Genomic DNA, 25,594 nt, shown 5'->3' with positions numbered 1-25,594 from the left:
AAGCCTTAGCCCTTGAAGCGGTGATTTTGATCACCATATTTATGAGCTATACTCTTGGCAATTTCAAAATTGTAATTAGGTGGATTGTGGAACGTTGGTTCGAGTTTATGGGGAATCACCCCTTCTTGTTTGGAACACTCGCGGTACTCGTGGTTTTATTCTTCATTATCGAAGGTCAACGTAACGGTCGTAAAATTTCCCCGCAATCGCTGGGCATTTTAGTCAAAGCCAAAAATGCCATGCTGATTGATTTACGTGATGGCAAAGATTTTCGCGAAGGCCACATCAGTGGGAGCCGCAACATTCCCTATAGCCAAATTACAAAACATCTTGATGAGTTAAAAACATCTGATCGCCCGCTGGTGTTCATTTGTAATCTTGGGCAGGTTGCAGGTTCTGCACTCCAGCAGGTCGGTCATGCAGATGCTTATCGTCTTGATGGCGGAATCAGCAACTGGAAAGCTCAAGGTTTACCTCTAATTAAAAGCAAATAATCTGCGAACAGGAGATTGACCATGGCTGAAGTCACTATTTATTCGACAACTGTATGTCCGTATTGTGTCCGTGCAAAACAGCTCCTTGAGCGCAAAGGCGTTGCATACAAAGAAATCAATTTGTCGAATGAAGCACCTGAAGTACGTATTGAATTGATGCAGCGCACCAATCACCGTACCGTGCCACAAATTTTTATCAATGAACAATTCATCGGCGGTTTTGACCAGCTTTATGCGTTAGAGCGTGAAGGCAAACTTGACGATTTACTGGCTTAATTTACTAAAATCATTATTTCATATTAAGGATTAAAGAATGAGTGAAGAACAACAAGCTCAACCACAACTGGCATTAGAGCGCATTTACACTAAAGATATTTCTTTTGAAGTTCCTGGGGCGCAAGTTTTTACCAAGCAATGGCAACCTGAGTTAAATATCAATCTGTCTTCTTCAGCAGAAAAAATTGATCCGACTCATTTTGAAGTGGCTTTAAAAGTGGTCGTTCAAGCCAATAATGAGGGCGAGACTGCGTTTATCGTTGATGTGACTCAAGCCGGTATTTTTCTGGTCGATGGCGTTGAAGAAGAACGTTTACCTTATATTCTAGGTGCTTACTGCCCGAACATTTTGTTCCCCTTCCTTCGTGAAGCCGTGAATGACATGGTTACCAAAGGTAGCTTCCCGCAGTTACTGCTCACTCCTATCAACTTCGATGCTGAATTTGAAGCCAACTTGCAACGCGCGCAAGCGACTGCGGTTGAAGGTCAAGCTTAATCGCTTTTCCCGGATATTAAAAAAGACCGCTTGTGCGGTCTTTTTTATTTCTTTTTTCCCTCTCCTTTTAGGAGATGAGAAACATTGTGTCGCAAAGGGAGAGGTAAATTAATTATTTAAAATTCTAGAACCCTTCTCTCTAACTCTCTCTCAAAGGGAGAGAGAATTTAATGCATTTTACTCAGCATCCAGCATCAATTCTGCGCTCATACCAACGGTATTAAAACCGGCATCCACATACAAGATTTCACCCGTAATTCCTGAAGCCCATGGAGAACACAGGAATAAGGCCGCATTACCCACTTCTTCAATGGTAACGTTACGTTTTAGCGGTGCCACTTTTTCATTCAGATCCAGCATTTTACGGAAAGACTTGATACCTGAAGCTGCCAGTGTACGGATTGGACCGGCAGAGATTGCATTTACACGAATACCTTCTTTGCCCAGGCTTGATGCCAGATAGCGTACACCTGCCTCTAAAGACGCTTTGGCCATCCCCATTACGTTATAGTTTGGCATCACGCGCTCAGAACCTTGATAAGTCAGAGTCAGCAGACAACCCTGGCGTGCTGCCAATAACGGCTTTGCAGCACGCGCCATGGCTACAAAACTATACGCACTGATGTCATGAGCAACATTAAAACCTTCACGGTCTGTCACCTGGGTAAAGTCACCATCCAGAGTATGGGCAGGTGCAAAACCGATAGAGTGAACCACACCATCAAGACCGTCCCAATGCTTTGCCAGTTCAGCAAAGGTGCCTTCAATTTCAGCATCTACGGCCACATCACAAGGAAACACTAGTTCAGAACCAAATTGTGCGGCAAAGTCATCAACACGTTTTTTCAGTTTTTCATTTGGATAGGTAAAAGCAAGTTCTGCACCTTCACGATGTAAGGCTTGAGCAATACCAAAAGCAATTGATAATTTACTTGCAATACCTGCGATCAAAAAGCGTTTACCCGCCAAAAGTCCTTGTGCCATGTGAATCTCACTCAAAATAATTTAGAAGCATAATGCCAAGTCTCTGGCATTTTAGAAATTGCATAATGCATCTTTTTTTAGACCTGATGAAAGGAAGTCAAATTTCCGGCTGGTTCAAACCCTTACACTAGAGCGCTAAATGCAAGGCTTGATGGCTATTTTTCCACAGCTGTTCAGCCAGCTGCTCTTGATCCATAGCTAAGCTTTGCGCCAGTCCTTGCAGTACATAAGGTAAATTGGCCGGGGTATTGCGGGTTCGATGCTGCGTAGAAATTTGACAGCATAAGGGTGTCATATCGGGACAGTCGGTTTCCAAAACAAGGTGTTCAGGACCAATTTCCTGAACTACGGCATGGAGTTTTTTAGCATTGGGATTGGTAATCTGCCCGGTCACCCCAATTTTAAACCCCAGTTTAATAAAGGCCTTGGCTTCCTCTATGCCGCCACTAAAAGCATGGGCAATACCGCCCAAACGGAATTGCTGCCGTTTTAAGATCGCCAGAGTTTCTGCATGGGACTTTCGGATATGCAGTAATACCGGCTTGTCAAACTGCTGTGCCAATTCAAGTTGCGCTACAAAAAAATGCTGCTGCTTCTGAAAAATTGCGTCCTGCTTGTGCTGCTTTAAAAAGGTATCGAGGCCAATTTCTCCAATTGCTACACAATCTTCAGTGCTGAGCAACGCTTCTAAATCTGCCAAATGTGAACTTTGATGCTGCTCAATATAAAATGGATGCAGCCCAGGAGCCAGATAACTCCGCGGCGCATCCCGCAATTGATTGAGAAAGCGCTGGCTGTGCAGCAAGTCCTGAAATCTGGACTGGACAAAGCCGATCAAAATTAACCGCTCTACCCCCATCGCTTTGGCGGCATAGGCCAACTGTTCCCGATCCGAATCAAAGTCGGGAACATCAAAATGGGTATGGGTATCAAACAGCGAATAAGACATTAAGACTGGGCTTTACTGTCACGGGCCGCACTGGCCGCTTGCTCATTTTCGACTTCAGCCTGTGGTAAATAGGCTGTTTTCAAGACCGTTTGTAATTGATCATAAGGAATGGTTAAGCGCGGCAATCCCACCACATACGGACCAATTTCGTATTCTCCATATTGCAGAATCAAACCTTGAGTCGATAAATAGAAATTATCCGATAACTTAAATTTCCATGCCTGTTCATATTCCTCAACATTGCTGGCCAGTTCAGAATCAATGACCCACTGTTTAAAGGCTTCGTGGGCTTTCTTTTCCAGAGCAGCCTTTTGATTAGGCGCTAAAATATCCTGCAATTCGACAATTTTTTTCTTTTCCAGATCAAAGTTATAGTAGCGCTGCGAAGAGGAACCGTGCGCCCCGCCCAAATAACTGCTGGAATTTAACACCACGGTTGCCAAAGGCTGATTGGCATTCAGAATTTTCGGTTTAATCATCAGGCTAATTTGATGACTGGAACCTAAGTCTTTCAGTTCCTTATCTAAAGATAAAAATGTTTCTACATACGGAGTAACCTGTTTTTCCAGTTGCTGTTTTGGAGTTTCAATGGCAACCGAGGCGGCCGGCTCATCTGCCTGAACTGGACTGGAGGCTGCTGACTCTTCCGCACTTACTGCCGGCGGATTGGTCTTCAACGACTTGGCGGAAATATCCAGAGTCTGATCCAGACGTTTTAAAATTTGCTGATCAATAAATTCATCAATAAAAGGCTGGTTACTGGAAAGACGCTCGATGTTCATTTCAGGGCAATTATTCCCCTTACATTCTGGTAGATTTAAAGTTAATTTTTCTACATCCCCAGCCAGTTTTAATACCTCAGCCTGAGCCATAGTCTGTGATTGAGTTACTTTATCCTCTTGAGGTTCAGTATTTTTAGGCTGGCATGCTGTTAGTGCCATTGCTGCTGCAAGAAGACTGAGGCTAAAGATGGTTTTATTTTTAAGCATAATGCGACCTATAACTTAAACTGGTTAAATGAACTTCGACTCAATATCGGTATTTTACGACGTCTGATTAAAACATATGCTGATAAGCCTCAGCTTTCAATATCTGTTGCGTTTGTTCTTTGCTTAAATAAATATCCAGCTGATTGCCATCTTGTACAGTTTCATGGGTACGATAATGCAAACCTATACCCTCTTGATCAAAGAACCAGTCTGCCTGTCCCCAATACAATTTTTTGGGTGCCTGCTGTTTGACTTCAGCCTTTTGCTCTTGTAACCACTTTTGATACGCTTGTTGCACAATGTCATTCATAGCCACTTGCTGTTTGGGTTCAAGAATATCCAGCACAGTGACCGTTTTCTGTTTTTTACGATCTGCCACAAAGAAGTAATAACGTTCTTTAATGCTCACGCCTTCCTGTTTTGTATCTACTCCCAACTGCATCAGGACATATTGATTACGCTGATAGGCAATTCGGGTATACATCGACAACTCATAGGCTTTATTACTGGAAAATTCAGCCTGCCAAGCATCCGATTTTTTTACATAGGCATTGATAGCCTGCTGTAAGCTCATATCCTGTTTAAGCCCAATCTGGTCCTGAATCACCTTCGCCTGACTTTTGGCAATCCATTGATTTAACCAGGCATCTTCGGTATGGACGGTTTGAATAGCCAGATTAATACAATGCTGGGTTTCGCAAAAAGGCAAAGCGATGTTTGCGTCTTGCTCCTGAATGTTTAAGTACGGTAAAACCTCAGCTTTTTCGGTCGCAGCAGCCGATTTTGCAAACTGTTCGTGCGAATCGGATTGTTGTTTTTTAGTATCACAGGCACTCAGTATCAGACCAATCGTAATGATTGATGCAGCCCCTATTTTCCCCTGTATGCCCATCACTCTTTCTTCTCAAATAGCTCATTTATCTTAATGATTCTACATAATAAAACAGCTTCATAAAGAAGCTGTTTTATTTTTGCTGCGTTTAATGTTCACGTGTCGCCTTGAACTGAATATCCGGATAACGCTCTTGCATCAACTGCAAGTTCACCCGACTAGGTGCCAGATAAGTTAAATGTCCACCGCCATCGAGGGACAATTGATCATGGGCTTTTTTCTTGAATTCATTGAATTTCTTTTCATCATCGCAAGAAACCCAACGTACGGTATTAATATTTACCGGCTCATACACACAGTCCACCTTATATTCTTCTTTCAGACGATAAGCTACTACATCAAACTGCAAGACACCGACTGCGCCCACAATCAAATCATTATTGATTTGTGGCATAAACACCTGAGTTGCCCCTTCTTCGGAAAGCTCTTTTAGACCTTTTTGCAGCTGCTTCGACTTCAAAGGATCTTTTAAACGCACACGACGGAACATTTCAGGTGCGAAATGTGGAATACCGGTGAAGCGTAAATTTTCACCTGAAGTAAAGGTATCGCCGATCTGAATAGTTCCATGGTTGTGTAAACCAATGATATCCCCAGGCCATGCCTCTTCCAGCTGTTCACGCTCCCCGGCCAAGAAGGTCAATGCATCACTGATCCGTACATCTTTACCCAGACGGACGTGATTCATTTTCAAGCCTTTTTCATAGCGTCCTGAACAGATCCGCATGAAGGCAATACGGTCACGGTGTTTCGGGTCCATATTGGCCTGAATTTTAAATACAAATCCACTAAAGCCTTCTTCAGTCGCTTCTACAACTCGCTCATGGGTAGGATGGGCCTTAGGTGGCGGTGCCCATTGAATAAAAGTATTCAATACATGGTCTACCGCGAAATTACCCAATGCTGTACCAAAAAGCACGGGGGTTTGTCGGCCAGCCAAAAACTCCTCATGGTCTAATGGATCATTGGCCATTTGCACCAGCTCCAAGGACTCTTCAAAGGCCGCAAAGGCAAGCTTACCCACTTTTTCACGCAAATCGGCATGGTCATAACCATCACGGATTTCAATATCGGTAATGGTCGAGCCAAAACCGGCCTTGTAAACATAAAATTTATCTTCAAGGATGTTATACACCCCGGCAAAATCACGCCCTGTGCCCATTGGCCAGGTAATCGGCACACAGCGAATTTTCAGGACACTTTCAATTTCATCCAGTAACTCTAAGGGTTCACGGATTTCACGGTCCATTTTGTTGACGAACGAAATGATTGGCGTGTCGCGCATACGACACACTTCCATCAATTTAATGGTTCGTTCTTCGACTCCTTTTGCCCCATCAATTACCATCAATGCCGAGTCAACTGCCGTTAAGGTACGATAGGTATCTTCCGAGAAATCTTCGTGTCCCGGTGTATCCAGCAGATTAATTACATGATTTTTATAAGGGAACTGCATCACAGAAGTGGTAATGGAAATACCGCGTTCTTTTTCCATTTCCATCCAGTCAGACGTTGCACCGCGATCTGACTTACGGCTTTTTACCATCCCGGCAACTTGAATCGCCTTACCCCATAACAGCAGCTTTTCCGTCATGGTGGTTTTACCCGCATCGGGGTGGGAAATAATCGCGAAGGTTCTGCGGGCCGCGACTTCTTTAGCGAGTTGATCTTTAAACATAGGGAATCTTCAATATGTACACAGTTTTGCACACACTTATAATGCGTGCCCAGACCGTGAAGTAATAACTTAAAATTGGCGTAATTATATATGAATGCTTAACCCGCATCCATGACTCAAACCAAGTTGAGTGAAATAGACATTTATTCAGGCGCATAAACTTTGGAGATAAGACGTTTAGGCTCTATTTAAAGTCGCTAAGATTCGTAAATTAAAGTAGAAAATGATGCAGGATTTTATCTACTGAATTTCCATCATCTTGAGATATTTTTTATATAGTCTTCTGATCTATGAGTTCTCACTAAAATTCAGTGATCCCGCTTGATCAAGCTAAAAGCCCCCTTACCAATCGCTTCAAAAAAGCTAAAGGAACGCCCTGCCTCAGCACAACGCTCCTTTTAGATAATTAACTGCAAATAGTGTCGAGTTTGAACATTAACCGCTAATAATCTGGCTATGAATTAAATTGTGTAAATCTGATGCAGACTTACTGTCAAGGATTAACAAATCTGCCCAATCAGGTACTATGCCGCCATTTACAGTAGCATCATCAGGATCGATTTTTAGCACCGCCTTGCCATTTTCATCACCGTCAGTTTTACTGTATTCAGCAAGATTGGATTAATCCGCAAATCAAGTATTGAAGAAATCAGCGTCACCTTCAACTTGATCATTGGCTGCATCATCAGCCACCCCATTAGCCAGCCTGCGCGATGGCGCTAATTAGCCGAATCCTCCGGCTTTCCTGGCTGCTGTTTTGTGCTGTAATGGATTCTCTTATTTACATCATGAACTATTTTTTGATTATGGTGTAAAATTCACTGGGAATGCGACTGACCCATTCATCAATATAGCTTTACACAGATTTGTGCGAGTTGCGAAAGATAGATTAAAGGCATGATGTTTAAATGACGATTCACTCCAATATTGAAAACACTCCATCTCCACGAATCAGTGTTGCCCCGATGATGGATTGGACCACCAAAGATTACCGTTTCTTTGCGCGTCTGTTTAATCCAAATGTCATTCTATACACAGAAATGGTCACTACAGGTGCCATCATTCATGGAGATAGCAAACGCCATCTGGATTTTAATCAGGAAGAACATCCGATCATATTACAACTGGGTGGCTCTAACCCTAAAGATTTGGCCACCTGTACCAAAATGGCACAGGATTGGGGCTATAACGAAGTCAACCTGAATGTCGGCTGCCCAAGTGACCGGGTACAGAATAATAAAATTGGTGCTTGTTTAATGGCAGAGTCTGATCTGGTGGCTGAATGTATTGATGCAATGCGTAATGCTGTTGAGATCCCTGTGAGTGTCAAACACCGCATTGGTATTGATCATATGCAGTCTTATGAAGAAATGCTGCATTTTGTTGATACCGTGGCGAAAACTGGTTGTAACAACTTTATTGTGCATGCACGGATTGCTTTGTTACAAGGACTTTCTCCCAAAGAAAACCGCGAAGTGCCTCCGCTGCGTTATGAAGATGTCTACCGTCTGAAGCAGGACCGTCCAGACCTCACCATCGAAATTAATGGCGGGATTAAAACCTACGCCGAAACACTTGAACACCTCAAGCATGTGGATGGGGTCATGATTGGCCGCGAAGCCTACCATAATCCTTATCTGCTGGCTGAACTTGGCCAATTGTGGAATCTGGAAGCGCCAGATCGTTTTGACATCATGCAAGAGATGTTGCCTTATATTGCCCGGCGTATGGCTGAAGGCGCACCTTTATCGATTATTAGCCGTCATATTCTAGGCCTGTTCCAAAATCTGCCAGGTGCACGTAAATGGCGTCAGGCGTTAAGCGGCGGCAATGCCAAAACCCTGAAAGATGTAGAAACGGCGCTGGTCAATATTCAGGAAGCGATGCAGCGTACTGAAGACTATGTACAAGCGCATCAGGTCGAAGCCTAAAAATACAAAGCACCGCCCCCGGTGCTTTTTTAGCATCCAGCCAACTATTGGCTATAAGCGGTGATATTGCCTACCGGAATCGGCTCTACATTATCAGAGGCTGAATGTAATACCGCTTCTACCGCCGGATAAGAGTTCGTCCCCGATTCAAGAGTAGTCGCTTCATTAACAGGCTCTAGGGACGCCGCCAGCTGTGCCAGCTCCCGATCCAGTTGCTGACGATATTTTTCAATCTCAATCTCATCAATAAAAGTAAAAGCATCTTTTTCAATGGACCAGTTGTAGCCTCCACCAGCCTTGGCAATCTGCACCTCGATCGGATACTCATGCCCCTGATAGCTCAACTGTGAAATGGCCTGAAAGCCATTGCCGGTACGCTGGACAATTTTTACCTGCAGCACTTTTAAATGATAATCCTGATAATCGGGATTGGCATTAAATTCACGCTGCATTTGTCCCTGAATATTGCGGGCCAGTTCCTCAGTCGATATAAAATAGCTGCATCCTGCCAGACAGGCGATCATAAATCCCATCATGATTTTTTTCATATCGCCCTCTTTGTGATTCCTTCCAACTGCATTTTATCTGTGTCACACTTTTTATCTTCAGATTATTCTGTGATCTATTCTATACTTTTGCTGCGCCACGGATATATCCATCCTTGGTCTATAACCTTAAGTTATAGTTAATCTATTTAACTTAAATTACGCCATTTTTAAAGTTAAACCTATGCTAAAAATTTACATAAAAAATCCCTGATCAACTCAGGGATGTTTAGCAGACGAAGTGTTAATCGATCCTATGAATATGCTATTAAAAATCTTCTTCTACAGCAGGATTATGATGTAAGGCAGTATGAATCGCCTCTACCAGCTGTTGTGCGATTTCCTGTTTGGAAGCTTTGTCCAGATCACGCTTGTCCAGATGATAGTGCTCGGCAAAAAACACGGTCATGGCATTTTCATCTGAAGCAAAACCGATATCTGCGCGTGAAACATCATTACAGGCAATCATATCCAGCTTTTTCGCAACCAGTTTCCCCGCGGCATATTCTTCAATATTACGGGTTTCTGCGGCAAAGCCGACCATAAATGGGCGCTTTTCCTGCTGGGCAATCGTAGCCACAATATCCGGGTTTTTCACCAGTGCGACATTCAGCTCATCACCGGCTTTTTTAATTTTATGCTCGGCCACCTGCGCAACACGATAATCAGCCACTGCTGCAGTCGCAATAAAAATATCACAGCCCTGCTCTAGCATCTGCATACTCTCATTCAGCATTTGCACCGCAGAGGAAACATTTTTACGTTTGACCCCATTCGGCGTATCCAGACTGACAGGGCCTGCGATCAAGGTCACGTTTGCTCCTGCTGCATAACAGGCTGCAGCCAGTGCAAAGCCCATTTTCCCGGTACTGTGGTTAGAAATATAACGTACCGGATCAATCGCTTCACGCGTCGGGCCAGCAGTAATGGTGACCTGTTTACCGGCCAGCATGCCAAATTTTTCTGCAATTGTACGCTGGGCCTTGTGAAAATATTCGGTGACCTGTTGAGCCAGCTCTTCCGGTTCCGGCATACGGCCAAGGCCGACATCACCACAGGCCTGTGAGCCTGCATCCGGCATGATCACATGCACGCCATCTTCAATCAACGTCGCCAGATTACGCTGCGTCGCTTTGGCGGCCCACATCTGCTGGTTCATGGCAGGCGCCACCCAAACAGGGGCATTCGTTGCCAGATATAAGGTACTCAACAGGTCATCAGCCAGACCTGCAGCGAATTTTGCCAGAGTGTCGCAACTGGCCGGTGCAACCAGTAACAGGTCAGCCCAGCGGGCCAGCTCGATATGCCCCATGCCTGCTTCGGCTTCAGGATCCAGCAGTTCAGTATGCACAGGATTGCCCGACAACGCCTGAAAAGTTAAAGGTGTAATAAAAGCTTGTGCCCCCCGGGTCATGACAACCCGCACATTAAAACCGGCATCTTTCAGACGGCGAACCAGAATGGCACTTTTATAGGCAGCAATACCGCCAGTGACTGCTAAAATGATATTTTTATGAGAAATTACACTTAGATCAAAGCTCACGAACAGCTTTCCTTTCTGTTGCAGTGGGGCTCACAATAGCATTAAATAATCACATTCCCAAGAGATGCGCTTGGGGGAAAACCAATAATTCATAATAAATAAGTCTAATCATCATGCAATTTTCTATAAAAAACTGGCCAGAACAGGAACGGCCACGCGAACGTTTAATTCAATATGGGGCAGAAAGTTTATCCGATGCCGAACTGCTGGCTATTTTTCTCCGTTCAGGTTCACAGCAGCATTCAGCGGTCGAACTGGCACGTGTATTGATTCAGCATTTCGGGCATTTAACCGCCCTGCTGGATGCCCCTTTACAGGAGGTCAGCCAGTTTCATGGAATAGGTATCAGCAAATACACCCAACTAATAGCGGTCAAGGAATTGGGACGGCGTTATATTGCTGAGCATCTTAAACAGGATGCACTCGAACTCAGCAACTCCAAACGGCTAAGAGATTATTTACGTTTTGAATTGCTGGGAGAAAGCCAGGAGGTATTTGCCGTGCTGTGTCTGGATGCCGGCTTGAGAAAAATCAGTTTTAAAAAACTGTTTTATGGCTCCATTAATGCATGTGATATTTCCATTAATCAACTGCTACGCTATGCCATTACCCAGCAGGCAACCTCAATTGTTATTGCTCATAATCATCCCTTGGGCAGAGCCTATCCGTCTCAGGCAGATCTCGACTTAACCCGACAGATTCAGCAGGCCTGTCAACTGGTTGACATTCATTTGATTGATCATTGTATTATTGCACTCGAGGGCTGTTTCTCCTTTGCTGAGCAGCACCTCATCAAACCTGAAAGAACACCCTGAATAGCACTTGACAAAGCAGGCACAAGTTCCGAAGATCATGAAAAAAACTGTGATGATTCCAATAAATGATCGTACGTGACCAGCCCAGCCTGTTTAAACTGCTATTTTCCTGGCGGGGGACAATTTTACCGAAGGTTCTGCCCCCTTTAGGTGTGGTCATGCTGATCTCGGCCATTGTCGGCGGATTGGCGCATATTGGTTATCTTAATTTTCCAGAATTACCGCTGAGCGGCTTTACCGTGATCGGGGTCGTGCTCTCTATTTTTCTTGGTTTCAAAAACTCGGCCTGTTATGACCGCTGGTGGGAAGCACGCAAACTCTGGGGCATTCTGATTGCCAACGCTCGGCACTTTGACCGCGACTGCCGAATGCTGTCGCAAGGCCGCCGTGAAAGGGTGATTCAGCATGTGATTGTTTTTGCCAATGTCCTGCGAGATCGCCTGCGCCACCAAACAGCGAACCCGACCGAACTGGTTGAAACCAGTGGCATGAGCCAGCAGGCCATTACCCAGCTGTATCAGCAAGCCAATGCCCCGCAGTATACGCTGAGCCTGATTCAATGGGAGCTGATGCAGGCACTCAAAGAAGGTGAAATTTCTGACGTGATTTATATGCAGATGAATGATCATGTGGCCGAGCTTAGTATTGTACAAACCGGCTGTGACCGGATTGCAACGACACCTTTGCCTTTTGCCTATTCGGTTCTGCTCAACCGTACCGTCTATTTTTTCTGTTTTATTTTACCCTTTAGTCTGGGTTCAACCCTCGGCTTGCTGACCCCCTTGCTGGTGGGAATTCTGGCTTATACCTTTTTAGGTCTGGATGCCTTAAGTTCAGAAATTGAGGAGCCTTTTGGCACACAGAGTAATGACCTGCCCTTGGACTCTATGGTGCGTACGATTGAAATTGAACTGCTAGGAACTTTGGGTAAACCGACGCCACCACCAATTAAAGCTCAAGATCATAATTTGCTTTAATGTCTTTCCTGGTGTTTTCTCTACTCTTGCACCCTCTCAGACTCGCGGAGCAGCTAGAAATTGAGGCAATAACTAAACAAAACTCTCCCAGATCCCGACCTGCCCTGGTTTTAAACTCGGCACATTCCCCAGTTTAATCCAGGGCATATGGTCACCGTGAAAATCACTACCTATTGATACTTTGAGCCCATGCTCTGCAATCATTCGGTCTACCATCTGCCGGGTTGAAGCTGGGTCAATTGCGGGCGGTAGCTCTACGGCATCACCACCAAACTTGGCAAAGATTTCGATCAGGTAACGGATATTGGTCGCAGATAAATCATATTTGGTCGGATGTGCCAGCACCGCAAAACCGCCGCTTTCATGAATCACCTGAATGGTGTCTTCAAGATTCAGGCCATCAAATTTGACATAGGCTTTTTTGCCTTCCTTGATATATTTATCAAAGGCCTGTTGCGGGCGGGTCACAATCCCCTTCTCTACCAGCGTTTTGGCAATATGTGTCCGTGTTACCCGATCCGGAACTTGGTCCACTTTGGCAAGCACATCTGCATAAATATCCTGACCAATTAAAGGAATCAGCAGATCGCAAATCTGTTTAGAGCGTTCAGCCCGGATTTTCTTTTGTTGATTGAGCGCTTTTTGTAAAGGGGCCAGATCCTGCATGTTTAACCCAACAATATGCACACCATAATTTTTCTTGGTTGCAGGACGTGACCACTGGCTGGAGATTTCAACTCCAGAAACAATCTTAATCTCATGATTTTTAGCGGCTTCTTGAGCCAGCGTCAAACCATCTATGGTGTCATGATCGGTCAGGGCCAAAGTATGGATGAAATTGCCCGCCGCAGCGTCAACCAATTGCTGTGGACTAAAAGTCCCATCAGAAATATTACTATGTGTATGTAAATCTACGCCGTGCATCTCTATACTATAGACATTTATTTGATCAGATTTAGATACTCTAACATGAAAGCACTTTTAGACTTTGTGCCACTCATTATTTTCTTTTATTTATATAAAACTGTAGATCCAAAAGACACTGACCATCAACTGCTACAACTGATCGGTTCTGCTGGAGGTGTCGACAATAATAATATTCTTGTTGCGACCACAGGCCTGATCATCTCTATGCTGGTCGTCTACGGTGCCTTATTCGTCATGCAGAAATTCCGTCTGGACAAGCAGCAATGGATTGTACTGTTTATGACGGTAATTTTTGGTGGCATTACCCTGATCCTGAGCGATGATTTCTATATCCGGCTAAAAGCCGTTTTGCTGAATCTGGTCTTTGCCGGGGTGTTTTTCTTGTCGCCATGGTTTAGCAAAGATAAAAAGCCATTAATCCAGCGCCTGTTTGGTCCTGTCTTCAATTTAACCGATAAAGGCTGGGTCAAACTCAACTATGCCTGGGTAGGGATGTTTGTCTTGATGTCATTTTTGCATACCTTTTTCGCCTACTTATGGATGGATGGAAAATATTGGGGCGAATTTACCGCATTTGGTGACATGATCGTGATGTTTTCCTTTATCATTATTCAGTTTATTGTATTGCGTAAATACTTTAAAACCGCTGAATAAGTCCAACTACAAACCAAGAGAGCCAGCATGCCGTTATTTGTTGTGAGCTGCACCGATCAAGAAGGTACAGTTGAAAAACGCCTCGCAATTCGTCCCCAGCACCTTGCCCGTTTACAAAAACTCGATGACGAAGGCCGTCTGATTGTGGCAGGTGCCATGCCTAAAGACCCGGCCAATCCTCAAGCGGGCTTTTATGGCAGTACCATTATTGTCGACTTCGATAATCGTGAAGCACTGGATGCCTGGTTACAGGATGAGCCTTTCCTGAAAGAAGGGGTCTACGCACACATTGACGTCAAGCCATTTAATAAAGCATTTCCTCAAGGATAAGGTTCATGCGTGTTGTTACTGCCAGTATGCTTGGCCTATATTTTATGATTGCTCCGGTGTGGGCGGTTGAGGTTTTACCTGCACCCGCCATTCAGGACCATCAGACAGTAGCAGCGCCAGAGACAGCGGTCCAAACCCAGTCCACTGCAAAGCCTGTAATTCTCCCGGCTGTAGCCACTTCTGCCCAGACCAGTCCAGCCGCTGAAAATAGGCCTTTAACTGCAGAGGAAATTGCCCGCAATAAGGTTCAGCAAGAAGCCAGGGTCAAAGCCTTGGTCAAAGATCAGGCCACCCGTTTACAACAGCTGGAAGAAGCCAATCTTGAAGCCTTGGCCCAGAATCAGGAATTACAGTTAAAGAACGATAATCTTGGTGTTCAGGTTCAGGTCTTACAAAGCGAACGTAGTGCCCAGATGTTCCTGTATGGTGCTGCAACGCTGGCTGTCGGCGTACTACTGGGCTTCCTGATTGCCAGCTATGTTTATACCAAACGTCGCCGACAATGGTAAGCTACCACTCTCTTTGACATAGTAAAGGTTGTGCCCGTTTTGTCTCATGCAATTCAAACCGCCGATCTGGATTGGCAACTGGTCGATGGCATTGATGTGCCTGTCTCCAAGCAGTTTGGTGATGTGTATTTTTCTAAAGATAATGGCTTATTAGAAACGCGGCATGTGTTTTTAAATGGCAATGACCTCACCACTCGCCTGACAGAACTCAAAGCTTTTGAATATTTTTGTGTAGGCGAAACAGGATTTGGTACAGGTCTCAATATTCTGGCACTGTGGCAGCTCTGGCAACAGCTTCGACCTGATAATCAGAGTCATCTGCATGCCATTTCAGTCGAGAAATTCCCTCTGTCCAAACCGGATCTGATCCGGGCTTTACATGTCTGGCCTGAACTCAAACCACTGGCGGATCAACTAATTGCCCAATATCCGATGCCTCTGGCGGGCTGTCATCGCCTGAGCTTTCCTGAGGAGCGGTTTAGTCTGGATCTTTGGCTGGGAGATGCACATGAAGTCTTTCCTGTCATCGAAAAAACCGCGCCGGTAAATGCCTGGTTTCTGGATGGTTTTGCGCCCTCCTGCAATCCGGATATGTGGGAAGAAAACGTTTTAAAGCATATTGTGCGCCTATCAGAGACAGGAACCACCTTTGCATCTTTTAGTGTGGCAGGCGTATTAAAGCGCGGCTTAAAAAATCACGGTATTTCTATTTCCCGTCCCCGCGGCTTTGGCCATAAACGTGAAATGCTAAAAGCCATCTGGAAACCTGCTGAAAAGAATGACAGTCCGTCAGAGTCGGATATTGCTCAAAAAAAAACTGAATCAAAACCTGAGTTAAATACCCAGCCCCGCCAGATTGCCGTAATTGGCGCCGGAATTGCAGGCTTGAGTGCGGCATGGGCATTCGCTCAGCGCGGTCATCAAGTCTCAATTTACGACCAGTCAGCGCCACTTGCAGGAGGATCAGGCAATCCTCTGGCCTTACTAAACCCCAAACTCGGTCCAATTGAACAAAGCAGCGCACACCTGATGACGCTGGCATGGCAATATGCCCTCAATCATTATCAGAGCTTTAAAGCTTTTCGCCCGATTCAGGTCAGCCAGCTGGCTTTGAAAAAGCCTGAGCAACTGCTCAGTTTGGCAGATGAATATCCAGCAGGCATTCTGGCCCTGCAAGCGGTGGAATCTCAAGAGCTACACAGCGAATATCCTAGTTTAAAACTTCTGGCAGCTGGTGCTGTTTCGCCGCACCAGCTACAGGAGGAAATTCTGCAACATCCTAATATTCATTATGCACAGGCCAAAATCAGCCGCATTGAAACAGCCACCAACACTCAGCTGTTTACAGATCAGCAGTTCCTCGGGGAGTTTGATCATGTAATTGTCTGTACGGCGCGAGAAAGCCAGCAGTTCTTCACAGATTATCCGGTACTCAAACCGATTCGAGGCCAAGTCAGCTGGGTAAATAACCAGAACCAGCCCTTAAACCTAAAAACCGCCTATAGTTATGGCGGCTACTGTATGCAGCTGAATCATGAACAACTGCTGCTTGGAGCTTCTTTTCATCCAAATCGCGAAGACACAGACGTACTGACAGAAGATCATGTGCATAACTATGAACTTATCCACAGTGTCTTCCCCGAATATGCCCAATCACTGCCAGCCGCTGAGACCTGGCAAGGCCGTGCCTCGGTACGGGCACAAAGTCAGGATTATTTTCCGCTACTGGGTCAAATGCATACCGGAGAAGAAATTTACAGTTTCGCGGGACTGGGTTCCAAGGGTTTTCTGTTTGCGCCATTATGCAGTGAAATTCTGGCAGCCCAGATCCTCGGAGAGGCGTGTCCTGCTCCGTCTGATCTCGTCAAAAAACTCAGCGTGACGCGTTTTCAGAAAAAAGTGAAAGCTAAAAAACCATATTTCAAGCCGCAAATATAGAATCCTGTTTTAAAGGGCTCTCCCCTCCCCTATGGGAGAGGGCTAGAGTGAGGATCTTATTTTATTGTGAAGATATTTCACCTCTCCCTGCTCCTTTCTAAAAGGAGACGGAAAATATTACCCCCATTAAAAAAGCGCCTGACGGCGCTTTTTTGACAAAGTCAATCATGCACTCTGTTCTAAGGGCATACCTGCTTCACGAGCAGCACGGGTTCCCCCCATCAGAATGACATATTCACGTGAATTGTCGAAAGCTTCTAACTTCTCAGCTGCACGTGGTGCTTTGCTTCCACCGCCACATAAAATATAAATTGGTTGATCCGCCGACACCTGAGTCAGGCTGTCTGCTGAAAGATCGTTAATGGGCTGATTCACTGCCCCTTTCACGTGTGCTTCAGCATAAGCACTTGCATCGCGTACATCCCAGATTACGGCATTTTCTGGGAACTCAAATGTTGTAATTTCTTGTTTACGGATCATTGCGCACTCCTTTGATATAAACAACACTTGGCAAATGAAGAAAACATCCCTAGCATCTCAGATATTCTTTCCATTTGTAAAGGTCTAAACCATGCCTTCTTTCGATATTGTTTCAGAATTAGAAATTTTTGAAGTAAATCATGCAGTTCAAAACACTCAAAAAGAAATCGGAACACGTTTTGATTTCCGTGGACAGGAGGTTTCAATTGAACTGAATGAAAAAAACAAGGAAATCAAAATTATCACTGAGAGTGATTTCCAATGTGAGCAAGTGTATACCATGCTGGAAAACCACTTCTATAAGCGTAAAGTCGACATTCAGGCGCTTGATCCGCAAAAAATGACAGCTTCTGGTAAAAATGTGATTCAGGTCATCAAGCTTAAAGATGGTCTTGACTCTGATACTGCGAAAAAAATTAATAAAGCCATTAAAGAAAGTGGCATTAAAGTGCAATCTTCAATTCAGGGTGACAAGATTCGTGTGACCGACAAGAAACGCGATACCTTGCAACAATTGATGGCATTCCTGAAGGAACAGCAATTCGGTTTGCCTTTACAGTTCAACAACTTTAAGGATTAAGACAGCGTCCTGTCTGGCTGAGGAAATTATGGCACATCGCAATCGACTGACGAAACTGGTTCAAGCCACATCAAGACTACCTCAAGGTATTCGAACCACCTTACTGAGTAAAACTTTTGGCCGGATGGTGCCCATGGTGGGGTCGGCCAAAATCCGCTATCAGCACATCAGTGCGTCCAAGGTGGTCGTGAGCATCGCCAATCATAAAGCCATGCAGAACCATATTGGTCAGCTCCATGCCTGTGCCATGGCCTTGCTGGCAGAAACTGCAACTGGTTTTGTCACGGCGATGAACGTTCCGGATAGTGCCATCGTGCTCATCAAAAGCCTAAAAGTGGATTATAAGCGGCCCAGCAAAGGCGCCATGACCGCAGTGGCTACCCTAACTGCTGAACAGCAGCAATTGATGCAAAATTCAGACAGAGGGGAAACGCTGGTTCGGGTCATCATCACCGATGAGTCTGGTGAGGAACCGATTCAATGTGAAATGCTTTGGGCCTGGGTGGCCAAGAGCCAGCTGAAGAAAGCCTGATTTCATCGTAAACCAAAAAAATCCCAGACAATGGGCTGGGATTTTTTTACTTTCTATTCAGTTCTGTCGAGATTCTAAAAACTTCTGTTTTGCTTCTTCCGGAATCAGGCGTTTATTGCCTTTGACATCCACTGCGACAAAGGTAAATACCCCTTCTGTCACCCGTACAGGTGGACGCGAATCATCGTGACTATCCCATACCTCAATTTCCATCTGGATAGAGGTATTACCCACCTTTAAAATCTGGGTATAACAGCTAATCACATCACCCACTTTTACTGGAACCAAGAAGGTCATCTGGTTGATTGAAATAGTAGCACAACGACCTTTACTAAAACGCTCGGCATGAATCGCACCGGCTAAGTCCATTTGTGAAACAATCCAGCCACCAAATACATCTCCGCTCCAGTTGGTATCCGCAGGCATTGCAATGGTCTGCAGGGAAAGAATTCCCTCTGGTTTAATATGAGAATCTGACACTTGAACTCCAGGCTTGTGAATTAGGATGAGGCATTTAACTGCTGATCAAGCCATTTTTGTAGCTCGCTTGAGCGTAATGCACCGCTTATTCTAGCAATTTCATCCGTTTTATTCATCAACACCAGCGTCGGAATACTCCGCACATTAAATGCAGCACTTAAACGTGGGTTGGCTTCGGTATCGATTTTGGCAAACACAACATTAGGATATTGCTGGGCAACATTGGTAAAATGCGGTGCCATCATTTTGCAAGGACCACACCAGTCTGCCCATAAGTCAATCAGAATCGGCAGGTCACTATGGGTGACAAACAGACTGAAATTCTGTTCATTCAGTTCAATCGGGGCCAAGGGAACCAGCGCCTGATGACATTGACCACAGGCAGGATTCTCCGTCAGCTTCTCTTCAGGCACACGGTTTTTGGCCTGACATTCTGAGCATACAATGATCATCTAACGCACTCCAATATGTTGATGTAAGAATTCTAATTGGGTCGAAATCGCTTTTTCAAACCATTCTCCATGATAAATATCAAAATGTCGCATATTCCACTCATGATATTGTACAAAAGGAGCAATATTGGTCGCTGTTTCCCTACTGGACTCAATCGGTATCAGACTATCTTGCTGAGCCGCAATAAAAAGCGCAGGCACCGCGATCTTACGCACATCCAGAATAGGACGATAACGGATTAGCTTAAAGAACGCCCGTGCCGGAATATAGCCACTCCAATAATAATCCGGATTTACAATGGAGAGATAGCCCTCATAACTGTCCGGGGTCGGTAGAAAACACAGTCCCTGCCGGTCAACCACGGGTAAAGTTCTGGGTGCCATGCCGACCTTTGCTCCCATATAATCCTGACTGGAAATTTTCAGGGCTTTGGGCATTTGCTGTAAGGGATAAAGTTTGGCACTTTCGGCTCCATCCACAAAAGGTACCTGGACCATCACCGCCTGAATATTTTTTAACTCTGCTGCAAGGGTTAATACATGCCCGCCACTTAGCGCAGTTCCCCACAGTACAATACGTTTGGCATCAATAGATTTACGTGTGTGTAAATGGTTAATCATCGTACGCCAATCATCAAGTTGAGCCCGGATTGATACCAGCTCACGTGGGCGACCCGTACTTCCTCCCCAGTAGCGATAATCAAAGAGTACCACCGCATAACCGGCTTTGGCAAAACGCTGTGCGTATTGGATCAGTTTAAAGTGGCGTAAAGCCGCCAGACCGTGAGCCATGAGGATGACAGCGGGCTTGTCGATCTGTTGAGGACGATAGAAATCTGCAGCAATCACTTCCTGACCGCTTTTGACATACAGTGGTTCGACTGTATAAGCGTACATACGCGGCTCCATTGCGTTATTTTATAGTTGTAATCGTTTATAAAGTTTTCAGAACTAGACATCATATTTTCAGCTTAATGCTATCATAAAGCATATCAAGATAAATGCGATAATGGAGTGACATCATGAGCGAAAATATAGGCTTTGCAGGTCAAATTGGTCCTGAACATATTGATCAGGTGGTGGAAAAAGGTTTTAAATCGATTATTAATAACCGTCCAGACATGGAAGGCGGCCCTGAACAGCCCTCCAGTGTCCAGATTGAGGAAGCAGCGCGTAAGGCGGGTCTGGATTATGTATTTCAGCCTGTGGTCGCGGGCCAGATAAGCGAACTTGATGTACGCACTTTTGCCAATCATTATAATGAGTTGCCAAAACCGATCTTGATGTTCTGCCGTACAGGTAACCGTTCCAATAATTTATATCAACTGGCAAAACAGATGGACTTGCTGGATGACTAAGTCCTTCTGGTACAAAGCTTTACTGCTGATGAGTTTGAGCTGCGCTTCTTTAAGTTTTGCAGCCAGTGACTTAAGTCGCGCTTTGAACTCAAATGTCAGCATAACAGGTCAGATGACATCGGCTAAGTTTGAACAGTTATTAAAAGATGGTTTTAAATCGGTGATTGTTAATCTTCCCGATCAGGAGCCAGGAAATAAGGTAAGTGTGAGCCAGTTACGTTCAATTGCGGAAAGGTCTCAGGTAAGCGTGATCTACCAGCCTGTAGTAAGTGGACAGATTTCCCAGGCTAATATTGAAGAGTTTGCCCGCTATTATAATGAGCTGCCGAAACCGATTTTAATGGTGTGCCGTAGCGGTACACGCTCGGCAGTACTCTTTAATCAGGCAAAATCTCAGGGGTTAATTCATGAATAAGTTATTGCTGATTGTATGCCTCAGTTTGACGTTTGTCGGTTGTAGTTCGATGAACCTGAAGCCCACTGTAGGAGTCAGTGTGGGAACTTCGATTTAATTTTTAAATCTAATCCCCCCATAAAAAACAGCGCCGAAGCGCTGTTTTTTTATTTTTAACGAATTATATATTCTTGTTTCGTGATTTGCCCTGTAGGAGCTGTCACAGTAAGAACCAAACTATCCCCTGAGTCACATTCTTTTAAACGATAAGAATAATTCACTTGTGAACTTGAAGCGAAGGTTGAAGGTGTTAACAGATTAAATACCGATGGTACTGTTGCATTACCACTCCACAGCTCAACTGAACAAGACTTTTGATTGTCTTTCGTATTATCTTCTGCCTGAACTGCAACTGTCGTGCCTGTAGGCATCGGAACTGACCGTGCACTATTACCAAATAACTTAAAATTAAAGTTTGATTTGGTATCTGTTACAGTTAAGTCTGCGATGGTTGGAATATCATTACTAAATGAGAATACAAGTTGTTGGCGAATGACAGCTGACAATTCAGTGCTACATGTACCTGAGATATTTGGCTGAATAAATGTACTTGCCGCACATGTATTCCCGACAGCACCACGCTTATAAAGAAACTCACCTCGCGCAGCTTCAAAAATTGTATTTTCATTATCATCACGGAAGAAGTCACCAATGTTACTCGTTAACTCATCTACACCAGCCGTATATACGTTATCTGAATCTTTATCAATATAGGACTTATCGCCTTCAACATAAGCTAATACTGTTACACGGTTATCCGCAGGGCGTGGATTTTGAGTTTGTAAAACAACACTACATTCACCATCAACTGTTGAACAGTTTGGCTCGATGCTACCGCCTTCAGTAACAAAACTCACGACTGTTCCATCAGGAACTTTATTCCCGACACGATCACGCAAACGAGCTACGACGGTCGCTTTATCGCCATCAATATCCCATTGCAATGCATTCTTAGTAACTGACAGACTTAAACCATTCTGGGTAACACGTCCAGTTGCAACTGAAACATCCTTGGTTAATGCTGTGACGCTAGGATCGCTAACTAAAGTCGCTTTCAATTCCACAGGACCTGGTAGACTGCCTGGGAATATATCTATAACAATTTTACCGTCATCATTTGATTTAATAACTTTTTTTACTTTGTTATGTAATGTAATGAAACTCAAATCACGTGGTGCATAAATTAATTCTACCAAAACATCCTGGTTTTTAGCAGGTAAGTTATTTGAATACACGGTGAATTCAACTTTACCCGATGCACTTGAACCACTATTTGCAGCACCTAATTTTACTTCACCCGAACTATATACGAGTGAATTAGCTTTAATCGGATTAATCGTAATATTTTGTGTTGTTGTGGTTGCCCCATTATTCGCAGAAATCGTAATCACTTGCGTACCCGAACACAACTGACCACTTGTTGAAACTCCAGTATATGTCGTTTCAACTAAACCTTGATTTGAACTCACTGTACTATTAGTGAATGTCCCACAATCTGCTTTAAAACTTACTTGAACATTGTTTTGTGCAATATCCGTTAAACTATCAACAGTGCTTAAACTGATTTTAACAGAGCCGCCCGCATCAATACTTAAATGATCAAATGTTAAATTTTCAAATTTGGTTTTAATAGCTTCTACAGAAACATAGGTATCATTCGTATTTGCTGTATTTTCATTCAGCTCTGCATTGGCAGAAATTTTAAAAATACCTGTTTTTGTTTCATCTGTTGGCTTAATACCAATCTTTGCAATACCTTCAGCATTCGATAGAACTGTGGCATTAGAGGTTTCAAATGTAATATTTTCACCTGTAAACGTTACAAGTGCCCCACTGACTGGCCGGCCATTTTGGTCAGTTACTTTTACGCCTGCACTGGCACCAAGGAGCGTTAATACTGTAGTTGCTTGATTATTACTATCTACTAACTCAACATTGGTAATATTCAATTTAGCTACAACCGGTGCTTCTATCCCATTATCAGTATTTGATCCATTACCATTATTTGACCCACTTCCATCATTATAATACCCATCACTACCACCACCGCCACAACCGGCCAATATTAGTGCAAAAGTAAGAGCAGATAATTTAATACCTAATTGTTTATTAATCATTCAAATTCCCCAAGACCCTCTATTATAGGGTTTGCTATCAATCTTTATTTAATTTCGTGTTATGTAATCATAATTATGGTTTTATGTAAATAAAGGTAAGCTAAATGTTTTGTATGCTAGCTTATCAATAATGATTTTAGTAAGAGTAACAAATGTACGATCTCATTATCATTGGCGCTGGAACTGCCGGAATTTCAGCCTATAAAGAAGCCATAAAATATACTCAAAATATCCTGATCATCAATGATGGCCCATGGGACACCACTTGTGCCCGTGTCGGATGTATGCCAAGTAAAGTTCTGATTTTATCTGCCAACCGCATGCATGAAATGCAACAACATGAAGGTTTAGGATTAACTGCACAAGTTAAAATAGACACCTCCCAAGTGATGCCGTATGTACAGCAATTACGAGACCGCTTTACCCGTGCAACCTTAAAAGATGTCGACTCATGGAAAACTGAACATAAAATTTCAGGCCGCGCCGAATTCATTGATGCCAATACGGTTCAAGTCAACAATCAATCTTATCAGGCAAAAAGCTTTATTCTTGCTGTAGGAACAACGCCAAGCATCGATCAGGAATTGAAAGAAAAACTGGACAAGCGGCTTATCACGACAGATGAGGTCTTTGAACTGGAAAAACTGCCAAAATCCTTAGCCGTGATTGGCAGCGGTGTCATTGCCGTCGAGCTTGCTCAAGCTATGCACCGTTTAGGGGTAAACACCCATATTTTTGCACGCAGCCGAAGAATTGGTGCACTCAGCAGCCCTGCTTTGCAAAAGCTCGCACAGGAGGAGCTAAGCAAAGAGTTAAACCTACATTTTGAAACTTTGCCAAGTGATTATCAAAACACTGAAAATGGGGTTGAACTAAGCTATATGGAAAATGGTAGAAATCAAACCTTAATAGTGGACTGTGTAATGGCGGCAACAGGTCGTAAAACACTCCTGAACACATTAAAACTTGAAAATATTCATCCCGATTTTAAAGACTTAAAAAACTTGCCTGTAGACAGCAAAACCAAGCAATTGTCTGATTTACCGATTTATATTGTCGGCGATGCATACACTTCCACCCCCATTCAGCATGAAGCGGCTCATGAAGGCAAACATGCTGCTAAACACTGCCTAAGGGCAAATCCTGATCAAGAGGTCAAAACATTAACGCCTTTAGGTATTGTTTTCTGTTCACCTGAAATGGCGATGCTGGGACAAAATTATAAACAGTTAAAAGATCGCAACATTGAGTTTGTGACAGGATCTATTGATTTTAGAAAACAGGGACGCGCCATTATAAATGCGAAAAATCAGGGAGCTGCTGAGATTTATGTTGATAAAGGCTCGCGTAAAGTACTCGGTGCAGAATTGTTTTGCCATGAAGCTGAACATTTAGCACATTTACTGGCGTGGATGGTAGATGAAGCGCTTACTGTTGATGATTTACTAGATAAGCCTTATTACCATCCAACGATTGTTGAAGGCCTGCGAACTGCTCTAAAGCATGCCCGAAGGCAGCTAGATTCACAATAATAGTTCAGCTATTTTGAGCTTCAACACACGCCCTAAACATTTTGTATGTGCAATCCAGCGATCCAAACAGCGCTATGCTGCAAGTAACTCCAAATTACCTGCAGCACTAAGTTGCTTCAAAGATGCATACTGTATAAATTGCTCTCGCACAGGTACTCTCAACCCATCAGAGTAATCTTTTAAATTGCTCAAACCCACACAAAAAACAAAAATTCACTTTAATTTCAATTATTTATAATTATCAACATAGTAGTCTAGAATACTTAAATAGTCTAAAGCCACTTGATGGATAGCTGAGTCCGAATCATTAAAGCATAGTTAATTGATCCCGATCACTTCGCCACCTACTGATGTAGACCATTTTTTTTCACATACGCTAAATTGATATTAATTTCATTTTTTTAATGTGTTTTAAAGATTCTCAAACATATTGTATCTTGTCAATTCAGCAACGGTTTGCACCGATGCCATTGCAATTAGTTCACTTGATCAGCGTATTTTCCTTTTTATTTTTCTTTTTATAAAAATAAATCCCCCTGCTTTTTAGCAGGGGGATTTTGAATAATGAGCTGGCGATGACTTACTCTCACATGGGTAACCCCACACTACCATCAGCGCAAAGAGGTTTCACTTCTGAGTTCGGGAAGGGATCAGGTGGTTCACTCTTGCTATGGTCGCCAGC

The 25,594-nt window shown here is 43.9% G+C and carries 28 protein-coding genes and 1 rRNA gene; 15 read left to right on the top strand and 14 right to left on the bottom strand.

Annotated features, from left to right (window positions below; all coding sequences use genetic code 11):
• Nucleotides 1-86 precede the first annotated feature (86 nt).
• The 3 genes from E2K74_RS09185 to secB are packed head-to-tail and all read left to right on the top strand — an operon-like array spanning nucleotide 87 to nucleotide 1,266.
• Nucleotides 87-494 carry a rhodanese-like domain-containing protein gene (locus tag E2K74_RS09185; protein ID WP_151204318.1) on the top strand — a complete coding sequence of 136 codons (408 nt, stop codon included), beginning with the start codon at nucleotides 87-89 and terminating at the stop codon, nucleotides 492-494.
• Between the two features lie 21 nt (nucleotides 495-515).
• A complete protein-coding gene (gene grxC / locus E2K74_RS09180; protein ID WP_151204319.1) occupies nucleotides 516-770 on the top strand; it encodes a glutaredoxin 3 in 255 nt (84 codons plus the stop codon).
• Between the two features lie 37 nt (nucleotides 771-807).
• Nucleotides 808-1,266, top strand: a complete 459-nt coding sequence (secB, locus tag E2K74_RS09175) for a protein-export chaperone SecB (RefSeq protein WP_151204320.1) — start codon at nucleotides 808-810, stop codon at nucleotides 1,264-1,266.
• A 177-nt stretch (nucleotides 1,267-1,443) separates the two neighbouring features.
• On the opposite strand, the gene E2K74_RS09170 is transcribed toward secB, so the two are convergent.
• The 5 genes from E2K74_RS09170 to E2K74_RS09150 all read right to left on the bottom strand — a co-directional run bounded on the left by E2K74_RS09170 (nucleotide 1,444) and on the right by E2K74_RS09150 (nucleotide 6,758).
• Complete coding sequence (locus E2K74_RS09170; RefSeq protein WP_151204321.1) at nucleotides 1,444-2,250, bottom strand: enoyl-ACP reductase; 807 nt, start codon at nucleotides 2,248-2,250, stop codon at nucleotides 1,444-1,446.
• Between the two features lie 127 nt (nucleotides 2,251-2,377).
• Nucleotides 2,378-3,199 (bottom strand): TatD family hydrolase, encoded by an 822-nt coding sequence (locus E2K74_RS09165; protein WP_151204322.1) that lies wholly within the window; start codon nucleotides 3,197-3,199, stop codon nucleotides 2,378-2,380.
• Nucleotides 3,199-4,188 (bottom strand): RsiV family protein, encoded by a 990-nt coding sequence (locus E2K74_RS09160; protein ID WP_151204323.1) that lies wholly within the window; start codon nucleotides 4,186-4,188, stop codon nucleotides 3,199-3,201. Before E2K74_RS09160 ends, E2K74_RS09165 begins: the two co-directional genes overlap by 1 nt.
• 67 nt (nucleotides 4,189-4,255) lie before the next feature.
• The gene (locus E2K74_RS09155) at nucleotides 4,256-5,080 is read right to left on the bottom strand and encodes a hypothetical protein (RefSeq protein ID WP_151204336.1); all 825 of its coding nucleotides are present in this window, start codon (nucleotides 5,078-5,080) and stop codon (nucleotides 4,256-4,258) included.
• Nucleotides 5,081-5,168: 88 nt separating this feature from the next.
• Complete coding sequence (locus tag E2K74_RS09150) at nucleotides 5,169-6,758, bottom strand: peptide chain release factor 3 (protein ID WP_151204324.1); 1,590 nt, start codon at nucleotides 6,756-6,758, stop codon at nucleotides 5,169-5,171.
• Nucleotides 6,759-7,666: 908 nt separating this feature from the next.
• Between E2K74_RS09150 and dusA the strand changes: the two genes are divergently transcribed.
• Nucleotides 7,667-8,689 (top strand): tRNA dihydrouridine(20/20a) synthase DusA, encoded by a 1,023-nt coding sequence (gene dusA, locus E2K74_RS09145; RefSeq protein WP_151207265.1) that lies wholly within the window; start codon nucleotides 7,667-7,669, stop codon nucleotides 8,687-8,689.
• A 44-nt stretch (nucleotides 8,690-8,733) separates the two neighbouring features.
• Here the strand turns inward: dusA and E2K74_RS09140 are convergent, their stop codons facing one another.
• Nucleotides 8,734-9,237 (bottom strand): hypothetical protein, encoded by a 504-nt coding sequence (locus E2K74_RS09140; protein WP_151205454.1) that lies wholly within the window; start codon nucleotides 9,235-9,237, stop codon nucleotides 8,734-8,736.
• Between the two features lie 265 nt (nucleotides 9,238-9,502).
• The gene (gene coaBC / locus E2K74_RS09135; RefSeq protein WP_151207263.1) at nucleotides 9,503-10,777 is read right to left on the bottom strand and encodes a bifunctional phosphopantothenoylcysteine decarboxylase/phosphopantothenate--cysteine ligase CoaBC; all 1,275 of its coding nucleotides are present in this window, start codon (nucleotides 10,775-10,777) and stop codon (nucleotides 9,503-9,505) included.
• Between the two features lie 113 nt (nucleotides 10,778-10,890).
• On the opposite strand from coaBC, the gene radC reads away from it, so the two are divergent.
• A complete protein-coding gene (gene radC / locus E2K74_RS09130; RefSeq protein WP_151205671.1) occupies nucleotides 10,891-11,592 on the top strand; it encodes a RadC family protein in 702 nt (233 codons plus the stop codon).
• 65 nt (nucleotides 11,593-11,657) lie between these two features.
• Entirely contained in the window at nucleotides 11,658-12,569 is a 912-nt protein-coding gene (locus E2K74_RS09125; protein ID WP_151207261.1) for a bestrophin family protein, read from the top strand.
• Nucleotides 12,570-12,641: 72 nt separating this feature from the next.
• Here E2K74_RS09125 and E2K74_RS09120 read toward each other — a convergent pair whose 3' ends face one another.
• Complete coding sequence (locus E2K74_RS09120) at nucleotides 12,642-13,493, bottom strand: PHP domain-containing protein (protein WP_151205177.1); 852 nt, start codon at nucleotides 13,491-13,493, stop codon at nucleotides 12,642-12,644.
• Between the two features lie 45 nt (nucleotides 13,494-13,538).
• Here E2K74_RS09120 and E2K74_RS09115 point away from each other — a divergent pair, with 45 nt between their 5' ends.
• From E2K74_RS09115 to mnmC, 4 genes are read left to right on the top strand one after another with little or no spacing between them, the layout of a single operon-like run.
• Nucleotides 13,539-14,150 carry an inner membrane-spanning protein YciB gene (locus E2K74_RS09115; RefSeq protein WP_151205176.1) on the top strand — a complete coding sequence of 204 codons (612 nt, stop codon included), beginning with the start codon at nucleotides 13,539-13,541 and terminating at the stop codon, nucleotides 14,148-14,150.
• A 27-nt stretch (nucleotides 14,151-14,177) separates the two neighbouring features.
• Nucleotides 14,178-14,480 (top strand): YciI family protein, encoded by a 303-nt coding sequence (locus E2K74_RS09110; RefSeq protein ID WP_151205175.1) that lies wholly within the window; start codon nucleotides 14,178-14,180, stop codon nucleotides 14,478-14,480.
• A 5-nt stretch (nucleotides 14,481-14,485) separates the two neighbouring features.
• Nucleotides 14,486-14,989: a hypothetical protein gene (locus E2K74_RS09105; RefSeq protein ID WP_151205174.1), complete on the top strand. Its 504-nt coding sequence runs from the start codon at nucleotides 14,486-14,488 to the stop codon at nucleotides 14,987-14,989.
• 39 nt (nucleotides 14,990-15,028) lie between these two features.
• Nucleotides 15,029-16,927 (top strand): FAD-dependent 5-carboxymethylaminomethyl-2-thiouridine(34) oxidoreductase MnmC, encoded by a 1,899-nt coding sequence (mnmC, locus tag E2K74_RS09100; protein ID WP_151205173.1) that lies wholly within the window; start codon nucleotides 15,029-15,031, stop codon nucleotides 16,925-16,927.
• 165 nt (nucleotides 16,928-17,092) lie between these two features.
• Here mnmC and E2K74_RS09095 read toward each other — a convergent pair whose 3' ends face one another.
• Entirely contained in the window at nucleotides 17,093-17,407 is a 315-nt protein-coding gene (locus tag E2K74_RS09095; RefSeq protein WP_151205172.1) for a rhodanese-like domain-containing protein, read from the bottom strand.
• A 91-nt stretch (nucleotides 17,408-17,498) separates the two neighbouring features.
• Here E2K74_RS09095 and E2K74_RS09090 point away from each other — a divergent pair, with 91 nt between their 5' ends.
• Complete coding sequence (locus E2K74_RS09090) at nucleotides 17,499-17,987, top strand: YajQ family cyclic di-GMP-binding protein (protein WP_151205171.1); 489 nt, start codon at nucleotides 17,499-17,501, stop codon at nucleotides 17,985-17,987.
• A gap of 28 nt (nucleotides 17,988-18,015) precedes the next feature.
• The gene (locus tag E2K74_RS09085; RefSeq protein WP_151205170.1) at nucleotides 18,016-18,519 is read left to right on the top strand and encodes a DUF4442 domain-containing protein; all 504 of its coding nucleotides are present in this window, start codon (nucleotides 18,016-18,018) and stop codon (nucleotides 18,517-18,519) included.
• 57 nt (nucleotides 18,520-18,576) lie between these two features.
• Here the strand turns inward: E2K74_RS09085 and E2K74_RS09080 are convergent, their stop codons facing one another.
• The 3 genes from E2K74_RS09080 to E2K74_RS09070 all read right to left on the bottom strand — a co-directional run bounded on the left by E2K74_RS09080 (nucleotide 18,577) and on the right by E2K74_RS09070 (nucleotide 20,348).
• Nucleotides 18,577-18,945, bottom strand: a complete 369-nt coding sequence (locus tag E2K74_RS09080; RefSeq protein ID WP_218955325.1) for an acyl-CoA thioesterase — start codon at nucleotides 18,943-18,945, stop codon at nucleotides 18,577-18,579.
• A 74-nt stretch (nucleotides 18,946-19,019) separates the two neighbouring features.
• Complete coding sequence (gene trxC, locus E2K74_RS09075; RefSeq protein ID WP_151205168.1) at nucleotides 19,020-19,451, bottom strand: thioredoxin TrxC; 432 nt, start codon at nucleotides 19,449-19,451, stop codon at nucleotides 19,020-19,022.
• On the bottom strand, nucleotides 19,452-20,348 hold the full coding sequence (locus E2K74_RS09070) for an alpha/beta hydrolase (protein ID WP_151205167.1): 897 nt from the start codon (nucleotides 20,346-20,348) through the stop codon (nucleotides 19,452-19,454).
• Nucleotides 20,349-20,473: 125 nt separating this feature from the next.
• On the opposite strand from E2K74_RS09070, the gene E2K74_RS09065 reads away from it, so the two are divergent.
• Both E2K74_RS09065 and E2K74_RS09060 read left to right on the top strand, forming a co-directional pair.
• Nucleotides 20,474-20,809, top strand: coding sequence for a TIGR01244 family sulfur transferase (locus tag E2K74_RS09065; RefSeq protein WP_151205166.1), 336 nt, complete (start codon nucleotides 20,474-20,476; stop codon nucleotides 20,807-20,809).
• A complete protein-coding gene (locus E2K74_RS09060; protein ID WP_151205165.1) occupies nucleotides 20,802-21,224 on the top strand; it encodes a beta-lactamase hydrolase domain-containing protein in 423 nt (140 codons plus the stop codon). Before E2K74_RS09065 ends, E2K74_RS09060 begins: the two co-directional genes overlap by 8 nt.
• Nucleotides 21,225-21,376: 152 nt before the next feature.
• On the opposite strand, the gene E2K74_RS09055 is transcribed toward E2K74_RS09060, so the two are convergent.
• On the bottom strand, nucleotides 21,377-23,380 hold the full coding sequence (locus E2K74_RS09055; protein ID WP_151205164.1) for an Ig-like domain-containing protein: 2,004 nt from the start codon (nucleotides 23,378-23,380) through the stop codon (nucleotides 21,377-21,379).
• Nucleotides 23,381-23,532: 152 nt separating this feature from the next.
• Between E2K74_RS09055 and E2K74_RS09050 the strand changes: the two genes are divergently transcribed.
• Nucleotides 23,533-24,912: a dihydrolipoyl dehydrogenase gene (locus E2K74_RS09050; protein ID WP_151205163.1), complete on the top strand. Its 1,380-nt coding sequence runs from the start codon at nucleotides 23,533-23,535 to the stop codon at nucleotides 24,910-24,912.
• 567 nt (nucleotides 24,913-25,479) lie between these two features.
• Here E2K74_RS09050 and rrf read toward each other — a convergent pair.
• Nucleotides 25,480-25,594, bottom strand: a 5S ribosomal RNA gene (rrf, locus tag E2K74_RS09045).

The organism is Acinetobacter sp. RF15B (assembly GCF_007558235.1).
In the GTDB taxonomy this organism is placed as follows: domain Bacteria; phylum Pseudomonadota; class Gammaproteobacteria; order Pseudomonadales; family Moraxellaceae; genus Acinetobacter; species Acinetobacter lwoffii_C.
This window is presented reverse-complemented; position numbering and strand designations above follow the sequence as displayed.

What these genes read in the sequence shown, in the direction of transcription:
- grxC (WP_151204319.1), top strand. Translation starts at nt 516, where the DNA reads ATGGCTGAAGTCACTATTTATTCGACAACTGTATGTCCGTATTGTGTC.
- secB (WP_151204320.1), top strand. Translation starts at nt 808, where the DNA reads ATGAGTGAAGAACAACAAGCTCAACCACAACTGGCATTAGAGCGCATT.
- E2K74_RS09170 (WP_151204321.1), bottom strand. Translation starts at nt 2,250, where the DNA reads ATGGCACAAGGACTTTTGGCGGGTAAACGCTTTTTGATCGCAGGTATT.
- E2K74_RS09165 (WP_151204322.1), bottom strand. Translation starts at nt 3,199, where the DNA reads ATGTCTTATTCGCTGTTTGATACCCATACCCATTTTGATGTTCCCGAC.
- E2K74_RS09160 (WP_151204323.1), bottom strand. Translation starts at nt 4,188, where the DNA reads ATGCTTAAAAATAAAACCATCTTTAGCCTCAGTCTTCTTGCAGCAGCA.
- E2K74_RS09155 (WP_151204336.1), bottom strand. Translation starts at nt 5,080, where the DNA reads ATGGGCATACAGGGGAAAATAGGGGCTGCATCAATCATTACGATTGGT.
- E2K74_RS09150 (WP_151204324.1), bottom strand. Translation starts at nt 6,758, where the DNA reads ATGTTTAAAGATCAACTCGCTAAAGAAGTCGCGGCCCGCAGAACCTTC.
- dusA (WP_151207265.1), top strand. Translation starts at nt 7,667, where the DNA reads ATGACGATTCACTCCAATATTGAAAACACTCCATCTCCACGAATCAGT.
- E2K74_RS09140 (WP_151205454.1), bottom strand. Translation starts at nt 9,237, where the DNA reads ATGAAAAAAATCATGATGGGATTTATGATCGCCTGTCTGGCAGGATGC.
- radC (WP_151205671.1), top strand. Translation starts at nt 10,891, where the DNA reads ATGCAATTTTCTATAAAAAACTGGCCAGAACAGGAACGGCCACGCGAA.
- E2K74_RS09125 (WP_151207261.1), top strand. Translation starts at nt 11,658, where the DNA reads ATGATCGTACGTGACCAGCCCAGCCTGTTTAAACTGCTATTTTCCTGG.
- E2K74_RS09120 (WP_151205177.1), bottom strand. Translation starts at nt 13,493, where the DNA reads ATGCACGGCGTAGATTTACATACACATAGTAATATTTCTGATGGGACT.
- E2K74_RS09115 (WP_151205176.1), top strand. Translation starts at nt 13,539, where the DNA reads ATGAAAGCACTTTTAGACTTTGTGCCACTCATTATTTTCTTTTATTTA.
- E2K74_RS09110 (WP_151205175.1), top strand. Translation starts at nt 14,178, where the DNA reads ATGCCGTTATTTGTTGTGAGCTGCACCGATCAAGAAGGTACAGTTGAA.
- E2K74_RS09105 (WP_151205174.1), top strand. Translation starts at nt 14,486, where the DNA reads ATGCGTGTTGTTACTGCCAGTATGCTTGGCCTATATTTTATGATTGCT.
- E2K74_RS09095 (WP_151205172.1), bottom strand. Translation starts at nt 17,407, where the DNA reads ATGATCCGTAAACAAGAAATTACAACATTTGAGTTCCCAGAAAATGCC.
- E2K74_RS09090 (WP_151205171.1), top strand. Translation starts at nt 17,499, where the DNA reads ATGCCTTCTTTCGATATTGTTTCAGAATTAGAAATTTTTGAAGTAAAT.
- E2K74_RS09085 (WP_151205170.1), top strand. Translation starts at nt 18,016, where the DNA reads ATGGCACATCGCAATCGACTGACGAAACTGGTTCAAGCCACATCAAGA.
- E2K74_RS09080 (WP_218955325.1), bottom strand. Translation starts at nt 18,945, where the DNA reads ATGCCTGCGGATACCAACTGGAGCGGAGATGTATTTGGTGGCTGGATT.
- trxC (WP_151205168.1), bottom strand. Translation starts at nt 19,451, where the DNA reads ATGATCATTGTATGCTCAGAATGTCAGGCCAAAAACCGTGTGCCTGAA.
- E2K74_RS09070 (WP_151205167.1), bottom strand. Translation starts at nt 20,348, where the DNA reads ATGTACGCTTATACAGTCGAACCACTGTATGTCAAAAGCGGTCAGGAA.
- E2K74_RS09065 (WP_151205166.1), top strand. Translation starts at nt 20,474, where the DNA reads ATGAGCGAAAATATAGGCTTTGCAGGTCAAATTGGTCCTGAACATATT.
- E2K74_RS09060 (WP_151205165.1), top strand. Translation starts at nt 20,802, where the DNA reads ATGACTAAGTCCTTCTGGTACAAAGCTTTACTGCTGATGAGTTTGAGC.
- E2K74_RS09055 (WP_151205164.1), bottom strand. Translation starts at nt 23,380, where the DNA reads ATGATTAATAAACAATTAGGTATTAAATTATCTGCTCTTACTTTTGCA.
- E2K74_RS09050 (WP_151205163.1), top strand. Translation starts at nt 23,533, where the DNA reads ATGTACGATCTCATTATCATTGGCGCTGGAACTGCCGGAATTTCAGCC.